The 15,940-nt window shown below is 44.9% G+C and carries 9 protein-coding genes, 2 tRNA genes, 3 rRNA genes and 3 riboswitches; of the genes, 2 read left to right on the top strand and 12 right to left on the bottom strand.

The window, feature by feature from the left end:
• Positions 1-3: 3 nt before the first annotated feature.
• Both purK and purE read right to left on the bottom strand, forming a co-directional pair.
• A complete protein-coding gene (gene purK / locus IMZ31_RS01865) occupies positions 4-1,137 on the bottom strand; it encodes a 5-(carboxyamino)imidazole ribonucleotide synthase (RefSeq protein ID WP_207528965.1) in 1,134 nt (377 codons plus the stop codon).
• Positions 1,115-1,615, bottom strand: a complete 501-nt coding sequence (purE, locus tag IMZ31_RS01860) for a 5-(carboxyamino)imidazole ribonucleotide mutase (protein WP_207528964.1) — start codon at positions 1,613-1,615, stop codon at positions 1,115-1,117. The genes purK and purE overlap by 23 nt, the downstream gene beginning before the upstream one ends.
• A 150-nt stretch (positions 1,616-1,765) precedes the next feature.
• Positions 1,766-1,867: riboswitch (purine riboswitch) on the bottom strand.
• Between the two features lie 440 nt (positions 1,868-2,307).
• Here purE and IMZ31_RS01855 point away from each other — a divergent pair.
• Positions 2,308-3,807 carry a glycine betaine uptake BCCT transporter gene (locus IMZ31_RS01855; protein WP_207528963.1) on the top strand — a complete coding sequence of 500 codons (1,500 nt, stop codon included), beginning with the start codon at positions 2,308-2,310 and terminating at the stop codon, positions 3,805-3,807.
• A gap of 82 nt (positions 3,808-3,889) precedes the next feature.
• On the opposite strand, the gene purB is transcribed toward IMZ31_RS01855, so the two are convergent.
• The 3 genes from purB to IMZ31_RS01840 all read right to left on the bottom strand — a co-directional run bounded on the left by purB (position 3,890) and on the right by IMZ31_RS01840 (position 6,123).
• Complete coding sequence (gene purB, locus IMZ31_RS01850) at positions 3,890-5,185, bottom strand: adenylosuccinate lyase (protein ID WP_207528962.1); 1,296 nt, start codon at positions 5,183-5,185, stop codon at positions 3,890-3,892.
• 190 nt (positions 5,186-5,375) lie between these two features.
• Positions 5,376-5,573 carry an NETI motif-containing protein gene (locus tag IMZ31_RS01845; RefSeq protein WP_036787801.1) on the bottom strand — a complete coding sequence of 66 codons (198 nt, stop codon included), beginning with the start codon at positions 5,571-5,573 and terminating at the stop codon, positions 5,376-5,378.
• Positions 5,566-6,123, bottom strand: coding sequence for a DUF2179 domain-containing protein (locus tag IMZ31_RS01840; RefSeq protein WP_371825473.1), 558 nt, complete (start codon positions 6,121-6,123; stop codon positions 5,566-5,568). Before IMZ31_RS01840 ends, IMZ31_RS01845 begins: the two co-directional genes overlap by 8 nt.
• 207 nt (positions 6,124-6,330) lie before the next feature.
• Here IMZ31_RS01840 and IMZ31_RS01835 point away from each other — a divergent pair, with 207 nt between their 5' ends.
• Positions 6,331-6,765, top strand: coding sequence for an Hsp20/alpha crystallin family protein (locus IMZ31_RS01835; RefSeq protein WP_207528961.1), 435 nt, complete (start codon positions 6,331-6,333; stop codon positions 6,763-6,765).
• Between the two features lie 38 nt (positions 6,766-6,803).
• Here IMZ31_RS01835 and rrf read toward each other — a convergent pair.
• From rrf to guaA, 7 genes are all read right to left on the bottom strand, one after another.
• Positions 6,804-6,919 (bottom strand): 5S ribosomal RNA (rrf, locus tag IMZ31_RS01830).
• Between the two features lie 68 nt (positions 6,920-6,987).
• Positions 6,988-9,902 (bottom strand): 23S ribosomal RNA (locus IMZ31_RS01825).
• A 104-nt stretch (positions 9,903-10,006) separates the two neighbouring features.
• Positions 10,007-10,082, bottom strand: a tRNA-Ala gene (locus tag IMZ31_RS01820).
• 23 nt (positions 10,083-10,105) lie between these two features.
• Positions 10,106-10,182, bottom strand: a tRNA-Ile gene (locus IMZ31_RS01815).
• A 196-nt stretch (positions 10,183-10,378) separates the two neighbouring features.
• Positions 10,379-11,941, bottom strand: a 16S ribosomal RNA gene (locus IMZ31_RS01810).
• Together the 16S, 23S and 5S rRNA genes with 2 tRNA genes alongside form the textbook arrangement of a ribosomal RNA operon.
• 603 nt (positions 11,942-12,544) lie before the next feature.
• Positions 12,545-13,873 carry an NCS2 family permease gene (locus IMZ31_RS01805; RefSeq protein ID WP_207528960.1) on the bottom strand — a complete coding sequence of 443 codons (1,329 nt, stop codon included), beginning with the start codon at positions 13,871-13,873 and terminating at the stop codon, positions 12,545-12,547.
• 114 nt (positions 13,874-13,987) lie between these two features.
• Positions 13,988-14,089: riboswitch (purine riboswitch) on the bottom strand.
• 80 nt (positions 14,090-14,169) lie between these two features.
• Positions 14,170-15,708, bottom strand: a complete 1,539-nt coding sequence (gene guaA, locus IMZ31_RS01800; RefSeq protein WP_371825472.1) for a glutamine-hydrolyzing GMP synthase — start codon at positions 15,706-15,708, stop codon at positions 14,170-14,172.
• A 127-nt stretch (positions 15,709-15,835) separates the two neighbouring features.
• Positions 15,836-15,937, bottom strand: a riboswitch (purine riboswitch).
• Positions 15,938-15,940 lie beyond the last annotated feature (3 nt).

The following is a 15,940-nucleotide window of genomic DNA, read 5'->3' as shown; positions in this document are numbered from 1 at the left end:
TCGCTACCCCCTGGTTCCAGGAACAACCTGGTCTTGGTCTAATTTTTCTTTCGCTTCTTCTACCGTTTTACCGATCGCTGTCACGTGGCCCATCTTGCGCAAGGGTTTAACCTGGTCTTTCCCATACAAATGAACGTGACAATCTAAAAAGAGATGAGTGTCCATCCCATAACCTTCTGCCTCTGTCCCGATAATATTTCTCATCACTGCCGCATAAGGTGTGTCTATGTTTAGAAGAGGCAATCCGCAAACGGCCCGAATATGTTGTTCAAACTGGGAAACGTTACAGGCTTCTATCGTAAAGTGCCCAGAGTTGTGAGGGCGAGGGGCCATCTCATTAACGTAAACCTCCTCTCCCACTACAAACATTTCGACTGCAAACGTTCCGACTACGCCTAAGTAGGTAGCTATACGCACCGCGTACGTCTTTGCTTTATCCAACACTTCACTTGATACGGGTGCAGGTACTACACTTTCCCGTAGCATATGATGTTCATGAAGATTAGCTGGCATAGGGAATACGGCAATACCACCGTCAATCCCTCTTGTCATAATGATAGAAACTTCTGTATCGAACGGTAACCAGCTTTCCAATATGCAACTCCCATGATCTTCAAGGAATCGTTGTGCTTCACTCACGTCTTCCTTGCTACTTATACGAAACTGCCCCTTGCCGTCGTAACCACCTTCAACCGTTTTAATCACACATGGAACACCAATGGTATCGACCGCTTCTTGGAGATCATCGGTTTCATCAAGCAGTCGATACGGAGCTACAGGAACACCCGCTTGTTCAAGGCGCTTCTTCTCCCTCCCACGGTTCTGTGTAACTTCTAGTGCCTCAACACCTTGAGGGAGCTTCCCCTGCTCAACTAAATACTTGGCTAAGGAAAGGTCTACGTTCTCAAATTCATACGTTATGACCTCACTCACTTCAGCAAGCTTCTTTGCTCCTTCAAGACTATCCAAAGCATAAGGAATATGGATATCTGCAACCTGAGCGCACGGGCCATCCTCCGCAGGATCTTGCACGGCAATTCTATATCCCATTTGCTTTGCAGCCACAGCCATCATACGGCCAAGCTGTCCTCCTCCAAGTATGCCAATAGTAGCGCTAGGTAAGATTGCTTGATTCATAGAGTTGCCCCCTCATCTCTTCAACGTTTTCTTTTAATTCATCCCGATAAGCTTTCAAACGGTTCGCTAGTTCATGGTCAAATACCGCTAATATTTCAGCGGCCAGAATGCCTGCATTTTTTGCTCCAGCCGTACCTACAGCCACGGTAGCTACAGGGATTCCTCCTGGCATTTGAACAATCGACAACAACGAGTCCCAACCATCTAACTTCGATTGAACAGGCACTCCAATAACTGGGAGGGTCGTTTTAGAAGCAACCATACCTGGCAAATGAGCCGCTCCCCCAGCCCCAGCAATAATAACCTTTAGTCCCTTACTCCGCGCCCCTTCTGCGTATTCAAACATATCTTCTGGAGTACGGTGAGCTGACAGAATTCCTTTCTCGTACGACACACCAAGATGTTCTAACATGAAGCAAGTATGTTTCATCGTTTCCCAGTCTGATAAACTGCCCATCACTACGCCTACATCAGCCATCTCTAATCTTCCTTTCCTATATAAAAGTAACTGTTTCTTCTGCTCTCTAGTTTCTACCTATAAAAAAAGCGCCTATTATCTCATCTCAACTTGAGAGAAGATAATAGGCGCACGAATGGGTCCAATCACATCTATATGTAATAGGTACACTTGTGTCCAATCTTCCCTCATAGTCCGACCATTTAAGGTAGTCAGGTAGAAACTTACGGGCCTTATCCCCGAGATTATATGAGGTACGTCGTTCTTTTCATTTATACTTATACTCTAACAATACTCCTCAAATAAATCAACAATACACGAACATTTAAATTAAATCATACCTTTTCGTTCGCTTTCATTACATCCTTCCTTTATTTAGTTATCTCATTATATTGTCGTTAAATATATGGTAGGTTTTAATGCTCAAGACTGAGACACTGCAATCCGTGAGATTTAGTTGAGCGTAACATTTAATAATATTAATAGCGGGGGTTTACATTCTATGGCGCGGGGTATGTTTATCATACAGACACCCCTGACCCACAAAGGCAACTTCCAATTCTTTCAATTTTTAATAGTAGACTACCAGCAAAGTAATTATTTATTGACGATTCTTAAAAAAATGTTACACTTATATTCGGAACAAAACGTTTATACCAAATGTACAGTTTAAACTAAACAAATAATTACATTTGTATCAGGAAGGGGATTCGATGAATAAGGTAACTCCTGTTTTTTGGATATCACTCGCTATTTCAGCCGTCTTTGTTCTTTGGGGAACGATTTCGCCAAGTAACTTACAAGCTGTTTCTGGAGAGATCCAAGGATTTCTTACCGACAAATTCGGTTGGTTCTACTTACTAACTGTAGCTATATTTCTCATTTTCTCAATTTACTTAGTAGTTAGCCCTTACGGGAAACTAAAACTAGGACAACCGAACGACAAGCCAGAATATAAAACCATTACATGGTTTGCTATGTTATTTAGTGCTGGTATGGGGATTGGTCTTGTATTCTGGGGATCAGCTGAACCATTAGCACACTATGCAACACCGCCTACAGGAGATGCTGAAACAGCAGAAGCAGCTAAGAAAGCTCTTCGCTACGCATTCTTCCACTGGGGCTTCCACGTATGGGCCATCTACACGGTAATTGCTCTTGCGATTGGTTACTTCAAATTCCGTCGTAAAGCACCAGGTGTCATCAGTGCTACCTTCGAACCTTTATTAGGGGAGAAAGCGACAAAAGGAGCTCTTGGTACAGTCATTGATGTCATCGCTGTATTTGCAACGATCTTCGGTGTTGCGACATCTCTTGGACTTGGAGCGACACAAATCGCTGGTGGACTTGCTTTCATCACACCAATTGAGAATAATAAAATGACTCAGTTTGTTATTATTGCAATTGTAACGGTACTCTTCATGATTTCCGCATGGAGTGGCTTGAGTAAAGGTATTAAGTATTTAAGTAATACGAACATCGTTCTAGCAATTGGTTTAATTGCAATGACGCTTGTTTTAGGACCTACTGTCTTTATCATGAATACATTTACAACAACATTAGGTTCTTACGTTCAGAACTTACCAATGATGACTTTCCAAATGGCACCACTTAGCACGGATCAGAATGAGTGGATTCAAGGCTGGACCGTATTCTACTGGGCATGGTTTATCTCCTGGTCCCCATTCGTAGGTACATTCATTGCTCGTGTATCAAAAGGACGTACAATCCGTGAATTTATCATGGGTGTTTTACTTGGACCAAGTATTTTCAGTGCCTTCTGGTTCGCAGTATTTGGTGGTACAAGCCTTAAGCAAGAACTAAGCGGTCAGAACACTGGTTTAACTGATCTAAGTGCTGAACAAGCACTATTTGGAACTTTTGAAACAATGCCAATGGGAATTATCCTGACAGTCGTTGCTATTCTTTTAATCAGCACATTCTTCATCACTTCTGCTGACTCAGCAACATTCGTTCTAGGAATGCAAACGACAAACGGTAGCTTAAACCCACCAAACGTTGTGAAGTTAAGCTGGGGTGTTATCCAAGCAGCTACTGCAGCAGTACTACTAGGAGCAGGAGGCCTCGGTGCGCTACAAACAGCCGCCATTGTTTCCGCCTTCCCGTTCGCCTTTATACTCCTGTTTATGTGCTGGTCCTTACTGATCGCCTTAAATCAGGATGCAAAAGCAGCCAATATAAAGAAAAAATAGACACTAAAAAAAGCTATGGCACATGCCATAGCTTTTTTATATGCTCGCCTTAATTTCTACTCCAACGTTCAAGTATAAAGGTTTAGCTCAATCCAATTCGCTCAAATACATGGTCAACATTCTTCAAATGATACGTTGCATCAAAACACTCATCCAACTTCTCTTCACTTAAAGCGCTAGTAATCTGTTCATCCCCCTCAACAAGTTGACGGAACTGCACACCTCTTTCCCACGCATCCATAGCTTTTGGCTGCACAAGATCGTACGCCTCTTCTCTAGACATTCCTGTATCAATAAGAGATAACAAGACGCGTTGAGAGAAGATTAACCCGTATGTCTTATCCATGTTCTTCTTCATATTGTCTTCGTAAACGGTCAGGTTCTTCACGATTTTACTGAAGCGATTCAACATATAGTTAAGAGCAATCGTAGAATCAGGTAGGATGATGCGCTCAGCTGATGAATGAGAGATATCTCTTTCATGCCATAGAGGAACGTTCTCATACGCCGTAAGCATATGTCCTCTTACAACCCTCGCAAGGCCCGTCATGTTCTCAGAACCGATTGGATTTCGCTTGTGAGGCATTGCAGAAGAACCTTTCTGTCCTTTAGCAAAGAATTCTTCAACTTCTCGGGTTTCGGACTTTTGTAAACCACGGACTTCAACAGCAAATTTCTCAATAGATGTCGCAACTAAGGAAAGCGTAGAAAGATAGTGAGCATGACGATCACGCTGAAGCGTTTGAGTCGAGACAGGAGCAGGCGTCAATCCAAGCTTCTTACAAACGTATTCTTCAACAAATGGATCAATATTCGCATAGGTACCAACAGCGCCTGACAGCTTCCCAAATTCAATATTATGAGCTGCCATTTCAAAGCGCTCTAAGTTACGCTTCATTTCTTCGTACCACAGAGCAAGCTTTAAGCCAAACGTAGTCGGCTCTGCATGAACCCCATGAGTACGTCCCATCATTACGCTATACTTATGTTCCTTAGCTTTATCAGCTAAGATATCAATAAACGTCTGCAGGTCATGACGTATGATATCATTTGCCTGCTTTAACAAATAGGATAAGGCAGTATCAACAACATCCGTCGAAGTTAGACCATAGTGAACCCACTTACGCTCTTCCCCAAGAGTCTCGGAAACAGCACGTGTGAAGGCCACAACATCATGACGAGTTTCCTGCTCAATTTCTAGTATACGGTTAGTATCAAAGGAAGCATGTTCCCTAAGCTTTCGAACATCTTCTGATGGTATGTATCCTAGTTCACTCCAAGCCTCACATGCTAAGATTTCTACTTCTAACCATGCTTTATACTTGTTCTCATCTGTCCAAATAGCACCCATTTCAGGTCTTGTATAACGTTCGATCACAATCATCATCCTCCCATAAAATAAAAGCGCCTATTATCTATAGATAAAAAGATAATAGGCTCACTTGTCACGTTCGTAGCTTGTCCCACCTTCGGACAAACCATGACTGTCTACTGGTATAGTATCAATAGCCAGGAAAAAAAGCAACTTTTCCCGAACGTTATATTCAATTATTATAATATCGTTCGTATCAATCTTGCTTTACAGCGTCGAACACGATTTTACTACCAATCGGCTCTACCTTTTTCTCACCATTTTCAATTCGCTCTTGGAAGATCGGCTCCTCTACACGACGAACTGGCATATAGCCTTCTTCTTTCATCATATTAAGAACAGAATCGATGGAATCTCCTTCTTCAACTGTAAATCTCTTCTTTTGTTTACCCATCTTTGTCCAACTTTCCTTTCCTTACTTGCTTCACCCAGAAACCGCCCCGAATTTGCTTCGGTTCGTAAGCCACTATAAAAGCTTTAGAGTCTATATTCTTAATGGTTTCATATAAAGATAGCTCATACTTACGAGGTGTAAGGATCTGCATAGCCAGGCGATCACCTTCCATGCCATAGGCAAACCAACTCGTCACACCATATCCTTTGTCTCTTAATTGTTTAGTAAACTCAATATCTGGATTGGATGAAATTACATTTACCGTAATATAGCCCAGAGCAAGTTTTTCTTCAATCTTCATTCCTACTATAACCCCTAAACCAAAGCCTAATGCATAGGCGACGACATTCTGGATTTGATCAAGGTTATCAAGCACTAGACCAAGTCCTACAATATAAACTGTAATTTCAAATACGCTAATAAATGCTGCCCAGTAACGCTGACCTTTCAGGGTAAAGATCGTTCGAATGGTTAAAAACGAAACATAGACGATATTAACCACTAAAATGATCAATACCATCGCCCAGCTATTCTCTAACAGATTTTCCATAAATACACCGACTCCTCTCCGTCGAACATAATACTTGTTTATTCCCCAAAAACGGGACATTCACCCACTTTACATCTTATGCATACACTATAGCGCAATCCATTAATAATTCTCAATTAATTTCTACATTCTTTTTTGTCATAAATGGAGTAGAGAAGGAAACGAAGACACTTTAATCATCAGTATAAACATAAGGAGTGAGTGAAGGTGGACCCTTTCCAAAACATGAATAACTGGCGTCAGAACATGGACCGATTTTTTGGTGAAGATTTTTGGGGAGAGTTTGAGGGAATCCTGAAACCTACCATCCCTCAAATCAATATTTACAAATCGGATAATGAACTCTTACTACTCGTCAACGTCCCCGGATTAGAAAACCTTGATGATTTAGATATCTTTGTAGATTACTCTATATTAGAAATCAGGGGCATCATTTCTCTTCAATCATCTCAAAAACAGTGCATACAAGAAGAAATCCTACAGGGTACGTTTGAGCGTAAAGTAGAACTTCCTTATCCTGTACGAGGCGATCGCATGCAGGCGACCTACCGCAATGGGATTGTCGTTATCCAACTTCATCGTATGATTCAAGAAGAAGGAAAACGTAACAAAATTAAAATAAAGTCTTTAGACGAAAAATAAACCCAGAAGATTTAATCTTCTGGGTTTATTTTTAAAATGCATGGCGGCGTCCTACTCTTGCGGGGGTGAAACCCCGACTACCATCGGCGCTGAAGAGCTTAACTTCTGTGTTCGGCATGGGAACAGGTGTGACCTCTTCGCCAAAACCGCCATACTATTGTTTTTTGAAGGAGTACCTTCAAAACTAGATAAGAATTAAGACATAACCGCTTTTCACTTTAGTTAGATAAGCCCTCGATTTATTAGTATCGGTCAGCTGCACGTGTCACCACGCTTCCACCTCCGACCTATCAACCTTGTCGTCTACAAGGAATCTTACTCACTCGAAGTGATGGGAAATCTCATCTTGAAGTGGGCTTCATGCTTAGATGCTTTCAGCACTTATCCCTTCCGCACGTAGCTACCCAGCTGTGCTCCTGGCGGAACAACTGGTGCACCAGCGGTGCGTCCATCCCGGTCCTCTCGTACTAAGGACAGCTCTCCTCAAATTTCCAACGCCCACGACGGATAGGGACCGAACTGTCTCACGACGTTCTGAACCCAGCTCGCGTACCGCTTTAATGGGCGAACAGCCCAACCCTTGGGACCGACTACAGCCCCAGGATGCGATGAGCCGACATCGAGGTGCCAAACCTCCCCGTCGATGTGGACTCTTGGGGGAGATAAGCCTGTTATCCCCGGGGTAGCTTTTATCCGTTGAGCGACGGCCCTTCCATGCGGCACCGCCGGATCACTAAGCCCGACTTTCGTCCCTGCTCGACTTGTAGGTCTCGCAGTCAAGCTCCCTTGTGCCTTTGCACTCTGCGAATGATTTCCAACCATTCTGAGGGAACCTTTGGGCGCCTCCGTTACTTTTTGGGAGGCGACCGCCCCAGTCAAACTGCCCACCTGACACTGTCTCCGGACCGGATCACGGTCCTGGGTTAGAATGTCAATACAGCCAGGGTGGTATCCCACGGATGCCTCCACCGAAGCTAGCGCTCCGGTATCGACGGCTCCCACCTATCCTGTACAAGCTGTACCAACATTCAATATCAGGCTACAGTAAAGCTCCACGGGGTCTTTCCGTCCTGTCGCGGGTAATGCGCATCTTCACGCATAGTATAATTTCACCGGGTCTCTTGTTGAGACAGTGCCCAATTCGTTGCACCTTTCGTGCGGGTCGGAACTTACCCGACAAGGAATTTCGCTACCTTAGGACCGTTATAGTTACGGCCGCCGTTTACTGGGGCTTCGGTTCAAAGCTTCGCATAAGCTAACTCATCCCCTTAACCTTCCAGCACCGGGCAGGTGTCAGCCCCTATACTTCACCTTTCGGTTTCGCAGAGACCTGTGTTTTTGCTAAACAGTCGATTGGGCCTTTTCACTGCGGCTCCTCCTATGAAGGAGCACCCCTTCTCCCGAAGTTACGGGGTCATTTTGCCGAGTTCCTTAACAAGAGTTCTCCCGATCACCTTAGGATACTCTCCTCGTCTACCTGTGTCGGTTTGCGGTACGGGCACCTCTTTCCTCATTAGAGGCTTTTCTTGGCAGTGTGAAATCAGGAACTTCGGTACTATAGTTCCCTCCCCATCACAGCTTGTGATTGATGCACGGATTTGCCTATGCATCTCACTCACTGCTTGGCCGCTCACATCCAGTGGAGCGGATTCCCTATCCTACTGCGTCCCCCCGTCATTCAAACGGAAAGGAGGTGGTACAGGAATATCAACCTGTTATCCATCGCCTACGCCTTTCGGCCTCGGCTTAGGTCCCGACTAACCCTGAGCGGACGAGCCTTCCTCAGGAAACCTTAGACTTACGGTGGAAGAGATTCTCACTCTTCTTTCGCTACTCATACCGGCATTCTCACTTCTAAGCGCTCCACCAGTCCTTACGGTCTGACTTCACAGCACTTAGAACGCTCTCCTACCATTGTTCGTAAGAACAATCCACAGCTTCGGTGTTATGTTTAGCCCCGGTACATTTTCGGCGCAGAGTCACTCGACCAGTGAGCTATTACGCACTCTTTAAATGATGGCTGCTTCTAAGCCAACATCCTGGTTGTCTGAGCAACTCCACATCCTTTTCCACTTAACATAAACTTAGGGACCTTAGCTGGTGGTCTGGGCTGTTCCCCTCTCGACTACGGACCTTATCACTCGCAGTCTGACTCCCAAGGATGAGTCGTTGGCATTCGGAGTTTGACTGAATTCGGTAACCCGATGAGGGCCCCTAGTCCAATCAGTGCTCTACCTCCAAGACTCTTACCTTGAGGCTAGCCCTAAAGCTATTTCGGAGAGAACCAGCTATCTCCGTGTTCGATTGGCATTTCACCGCTACCCACACCTCATCCCCGCACTTTTCAACGTGCGTGGGTTCGGGCCTCCAGCCAGTGTTACCTGGCCTTCACCCTGGACATGGGTAGATCACACGGTTTCGGGTCTACGACCACATACTATTTCGCCCTATTCAGACTCGCTTTCGCTGCGGCTCCGATTTTTCATCTTAACCTTGCATGGGATCGTAACTCGCCGGTCCATTCTACAAAAGGTACGCTGTCACCCATTAACGGGCTCCAACTACTTGTAGGCACACGGTTTCAGGTTCTATTTCACTCCCCTCCCGGGGTGCTTTTCACCTTTCCCTCACGGTACTGGTTCACTATCGGTCACTAGGGAGTATTTAGCCTTGGGAGATGGTCCTCCCGGATTCCGACGGAATTCCTCGTGTTCCGCCGTACTCAGGATCCACTCCGGAGGAAACAAGATTTTGACTACAGGGCCGTTACCTTCTTCGGCTGACCGTTCCAGATCATTCATCTATCTTGTTTCTTTGTAACTCCAATGGAGTGTCCTACAACCCCAGAGAGCAAGCTCTCTGGTTTGGGCTAATTCCGTTTCGCTCGCCGCTACTCAGGAAATCGCGTTTGCTTTCTCTTCCTTCGGGTACTGAGATGTTTCAGTTCCCCGAGTCTACCTTCCTTAACCTATGTATTCAGTTAAGGATCCTACCCCATTACGGGTAGTGGGTTTCCCCATTCGGAAATCTCCGGATCATAGCCTACTTACGGCTCCCCGAAGCATATCGGTGTTAGTCCCGTCCTTCATCGGCTCCTAGTGCCAAGGCATCCACCGTGCGCCCTTATTCACTTAACTATCTAAAATCAATGTGAAAAGACGCATCATAATGATGCTTACGTTAAATCTAACGTTGGTTTGATGTCTAATTCTTATCTAGTTTTCAAGGTACTAATAGAAATTGGTGGAGCCTAGCGGGATCGAACCGCTGACCTCCTGCGTGCAAAGCAGGCGCTCTCCCATCTGAGCTAAGGCCCCATAATTAAATTTAGAAACAGAAATGGTGGGCCTGAGTGGACTTGAACCACCGACCTCACGCTTATCAGGCGTGCGCTCTAACCAGCTGAGCTACAGGCCCATTCCTTATACTTTTTGAAGAATCGATCTTTCAAAACCGAACGAAACAAACATGAACGCGATATTAGTGTCTAGCTCCGGCGGCTAGAGGCTAGCGAGATAAGCAATCAAGCTACAGTGGCTGAACGCCACTTCCGCTTGCTCGCTTATCCGTACGCCTCTGTTCAAGCCGCCTGCGCTTTCCGTATAATCCTTAGAAAGGAGGTGATCCAGCCGCACCTTCCGATACGGCTACCTTGTTACGACTTCACCCCAATCATTGGCCCCACCTTCGGCGGCTGGCTCCAAAAAGGTTACCTCACCGACTTCGGGTGTTGCCAACTCTCGTGGTGTGACGGGCGGTGTGTACAAGGCCCGGGAACGTATTCACCGCAGTATGCTGACCTGCGATTACTAGCGATTCCGGCTTCATACAGGCGAGTTGCAGCCTGCAATCCGAACTGAGAATGGTTTTTTGAGATTTGCTTGACCTCGCGATCTCGCAGCCCTCTGTACCATCCATTGTAGCACGTGTGTAGCCCAGGTCATAAGGGGCATGATGATTTGACGTCATCCCCGCCTTCCTCCGGTTTGTCACCGGCAGTCACCTTAGAGTGCCCAACTGAATGCTGGCAACTAAGATTAGGGGTTGCGCTCGTTGCGGGACTTAACCCAACATCTCACGACACGAGCTGACGACAACCATGCACCACCTGTCATTCCGTCCCCGAAGGGAACTCCCTATCTCTAGGGATAGCGGAAGATGTCAAGACCTGGTAAGGTTCTTCGCGTTGCTTCGAATTAAACCACATGCTCCACCGCTTGTGCGGGCCCCCGTCAATTCTTTTGAGTTTCAGCCTTGCGGCCGTACTCCCCAGGCGGAGTGCTTAATGCGTTAACTTCAGCACTAAGGGGCGGAAACCCCCTAACACCTAGCACTCAACGTTTACGGCGTGGACTACCAGGGTATCTAATCCTGTTTGCTACCCACGCTTTCGCGCCTCAGCGTCAGTTACAGACCAGAGAGTCGCCTTCGCCACTGGTGTTCCTCCACATATCTACGCATTTCACCGCTACACGTGGAATTCCACTCTCCTCTTCTGTACTCAAGTTCCCCAGTTTCCAATGGCCCTCCACAGTTGAGCTGTGGGCTTTCACATCAGACTTAAGAAACCGCCTGCGCGCGCTTTACGCCCAATAATTCCGGACAACGCTTGCCACCTACGTATTACCGCGGCTGCTGGCACGTAGTTAGCCGTGGCTTTCTGGTTAGGTACCGTCAAGGTACCAGCATTTCCTCTGGTACTTGTTCTTCCCTAACAACAGAACTTTACGATCCGAAGACCTTCATCGTTCACGCGGCGTTGCTCCGTCAGACTTTCGTCCATTGCGGAAGATTCCCTACTGCTGCCTCCCGTAGGAGTCTGGGCCGTGTCTCAGTCCCAGTGTGGCCGATCACCCTCTCAGGTCGGCTACGCATCGTCGCCTTGGTAAGCCGTTACCTTACCAACTAGCTAATGCGCCGCGGGCCCATCCATGAGTGACGGCCGAAACCGCCTTTTACCAGTGAACCATGCAGTTCACTGGGTTATTCGGTATTAGCTCCGGTTTCCCGGAGTTATCCCGATCTCATGGGTAGGTTGCCCACGTGTTACTCACCCGTCCGCCGCTCGATCCACAACAATCACCCCGAAGGGATCATGTTGTTTCACGCGCTCGACTTGCATGTATTAGGCACGCCGCCAGCGTTCGTCCTGAGCCAAGATCAAACTCTCCATAAAGTTAGAGTTTGCCTAGCATCAAATAAATGATTACTGGCTTTAAAAATAATTTAAAGACATTGACGTTACATGTTGTTTCGTTCAGTTTTCAAAGATCAAATGTTTCTTCAAAATGTTTCTTTTGTTTGTCCACTGTTTAACAGCGACTTAATTAGTTTATCATGTGGTTGATTTTGAGTCAATAACTTTTTTAAGTTTTTTTGATCTCTTCTTTTCAACCCGATCTCTCTATCAAATCGGAAGTCATGTTAGTTAATGACTACCTTCAAGATCATTTCGTTGTTTGCGTCGTTTTAACAGCGACTTAAACATCTTATCATGCGGCTGTTTTTGAGTCAATAACTTTTTTTCAAAAGTTTATTTAATCTCTTCCCAACCTGATCTCTTCTATATTAATAGGAAGGCCAATGTGATTGTTAACCACTGCCTCAAGATCGTTTTGTTGTTTGCGTTGTTGTTAACGCAACGTTTAATAATGTACCACGGGGTCGATGGGATCTGCAATAGTTTTTTATGAATTTTTTTATTCCCTCTTTTATAACCCTACAAAAAAAAGAGGAGCAACCACTGTCATGGCGCTCCTCGTCGGTATTTTATAAAACATTAAATTAAGAAAATAAAATAGGCTAGGAAGACAACAAATAAGAAATACATGATTGGATGGATCTCTTTCCCTCTTCCTTTTAAGACCATAGTTAATGGATAAAAGATAAAGCCAATCGCAATCCCTGTAGCAATACTATACGTTAGTGGCATCGCAATGACGGTAAGAAAAGCTGGGACAGCAATTTCGAATTGGTCCCAATCTATATTCTTCAACGAACTACACATCAATACACCAACGATGATTAGAGCAGGCGCTGTTACTTCTGCTGTAACCACACTTAACAATGGAGAGAACAGAAGCGATAGAAGGAAGAAGCCTGCCGTCACAACTGAGGTGAATCCTGATCGACCTCCAGCTGCCACACCTGCTGTAGATTCAATATAGGAGGTAGTGGTTGAAGTCCCTACTACTGAACCTACAACGGTAGCCGCAGAGTCTGCAAATAAAGCACGACCAGCACGAGGTAACTTGTTTTCTTTTATAATACCAGCTTGCGTTGCAACAGCGACAAGTGTTCCGGCAGTATCAAAGAAATCTACAAATAAGAATGTTAAGATGACGATCCACATCTCTCCTGAAACAAGTACAGAAGGTAAATTCTCAATAGCAGCCCCGAATGTCGGAGTAACACTTGGTGGTGTGCTAACTACGGCTGATGGCGCATCAATTAAACCAACGATGATCCCGCCAATTGTGGTAATAACGATTCCGTAAAAGATCCCACCTTTTATGTTAAGAGACATCAGAAGAACGGAAATTACTAACCCAAAGATCGCAAGAAGCGTAGCTGGCTGCGTTAAATCCCCTAGAGCCACAAGTGTATTTGGATCCCCTGTTATAATCCCGGCATTTTGAAAGCCAATGAACGCGATGAACAGTCCAATTCCTGCTCCTACTGCTAGCTTTAAATTGCTTGGGATGGCATTTATAATCTTCTCTCTAAGTCCTGTAACGGTTAAAACAATAAAGATAAGTCCTGATACAAGCACTCCTGCCAATGCCTCTTGCCATGGAATGGCGAACTGCAACATAACGGTAAAGGAGAAAAAGGCATTCAGACCCATACCCGGAGCTAATGCTATTGGGTATCTTGCCAGAACCCCCATAATTAATGAACCAACGGCTGCGGCAATTGCGGTAGCTGTAAACACAGCACCTTGATCAATCCTTGTAACACCCTCAGGTAATTCCTCTACACCCACAAGTGCTAATGTAATCGGGTTGACGACAAGAATATAAGCCATGGCTAGAAACGTTGTTAAACCAGCTATAAACTCTGTACGAAAGTTTGTCCCTAGCTCTTCAAATTGAAAGAATTTTTTCATGTAAGACCCTCCCCGAAACCAGTCGATATAAAAAAAGAAACTCTTAGCGTTAAGCGCCAAGAGTTTCTGGTCCAAAGACAGAGTTCATGATTAAGAGAGATTACTAGAATCCACTTGAATCATATTCTCCATCGTAGTCGAGTCATTTACGGTAACTCGGTAGAAACTCTTGGGCCCTATTCCCAATATTATACGACGGTTCGTGTTTTATTTTATCTAGTTCTATCATACTAGCAACAACGAGAAGAGTCAATGCTAAATACGAATGTTTGAGACTAAAACTAATTGATCGTTCGTTATTCCCACTCGATTGTACTAGGTGGCTTGCTCGTCACGTCATACACGATTCTATTCACGTGGTCTACTTCATTCACAATTCTAGTTGAAATCAGCTCTAGAACATCATAAGGTATGCGCGCCCAATCTGATGTCATCCCATCAATAGAAGTGACAGCGCGAATACCAACTGTATAATCATATGTGCGAGCATCACCCATGACACCAACACTTCGGATGTCAGGTAACACCGTGAAATACTGCCAGATGTCACGTTCTAACCCTGCATTCTTTACCTCTTCACGCAAGATTGCATCTGATTCACGAACGATTGTTAGCTTTTCATCTGTAATTTCACCTAATACACGAATCGCAAGACCGGGTCCTGGGAAAGGCTGGCGCCATACGATATGGTCTGGAACCCCTAACTCTGTACCTAAGGCACGAACTTCATCTTTAAATAACGCATTCAGTGGTTCGATAAGCTTAAATTGCATATCTTCCGGAAGGCCACCCACATTATGGTGGGACTTGATTGTCTGAGCTGTTTCCGTTCCACTTTCAATAATGTCTGTGTAAAGCGTTCCTTGCGCAAGGTAATCTATATCCTTTAACTCATCCGCCTGTTCATCAAAGACATAAATAAATTCATTCCCGATAATCTTACGCTTCTGTTCAGGATCTGAAACACCTCTTAGCTTAGACATAAATCGCTCTTGTGCATCCACTTTTATAACGTTCATGTTAAATCCTTCACTAAATGTATCCATCACCGTATCTGCTTCATCTTTACGGAGCAAGCCATGATCGACAAAGATACACGTAAGTTGATCTCCAATAGCACGGTGAATTAGTGCTGCTACAACAGATGAATCAACGCCACCGCTTAGAGCACAAAGAACTTTTTGATCGCCTACTTGTTCACGAATTTTCTCCACTTCAAGTTCAATAAAGTTCTCCATTGTCCAGTCGCCTTTTTCATCGCAAATATCAAAGACAAAACGCTTTAGTACTTCATTTCCATACTCAGAGTGACGGACCTCTGGGTGGAACTGCACTCCGTACATCTTCTTCTCTTCATGGCTAATAGCAGATACAGGGCAAGATGGACTCGTTGCGTCCACAGAGAACCCAGCCGGAGCTTCAACAACTTTGTCACTGTGACTCATCCATACCACTTGCTCTTTAGGAAGATCTTTAAATAAAGAAGGTTCTTCTTCTACTTGCAAGTTAGCTTTTCCATATTCTCTTTGGAGCGCTCGTTCTACCTTCCCGCCGTAGTGATGCGTCATAAGCTGCATTCCGTAGCAAATACCAAGCACAGGAATATCAAGTTCGAATATTGCCGGGTCACAGCGGAAGCTATCTTCAGCATAAACGCTGTTTGGCCCACCGGACAGTATAATCCCAGTCGGATTCATTTCTTTAATTTCCTCTGCTGTTAGTCGATGAGAATGGAGTTCGCTATATACCCCGAACTCACGGATCCGCCTAGTGATTAACTGGTTATATTGACTTCCGAAGTCTAATACTAAAATCTTGTCATGAACTTCGATCATGATGCGTCTCACTCCTTTGTATTTGCGTGACCCTTTACTATCCTCTCTTGTTTTGGTCCATAAAAAAAGAGACTTCTGCCTCTATGACTATAGAAAGGCAGAAGTCTCCTCATATTTCCAGAGAATGATACACGACTCCCACCTTCATAGTCAGAGCATTATCGGTGCTCCGGTAGAGACTCTCGAACCATATTATCGAGGATATATGAAGGGAACGATTAAGTTGCAATCA

It is taken from the genome of Pontibacillus sp. ALD_SL1 (assembly GCF_017355605.1).
This window is presented reverse-complemented; position numbering and strand designations above follow the sequence as displayed.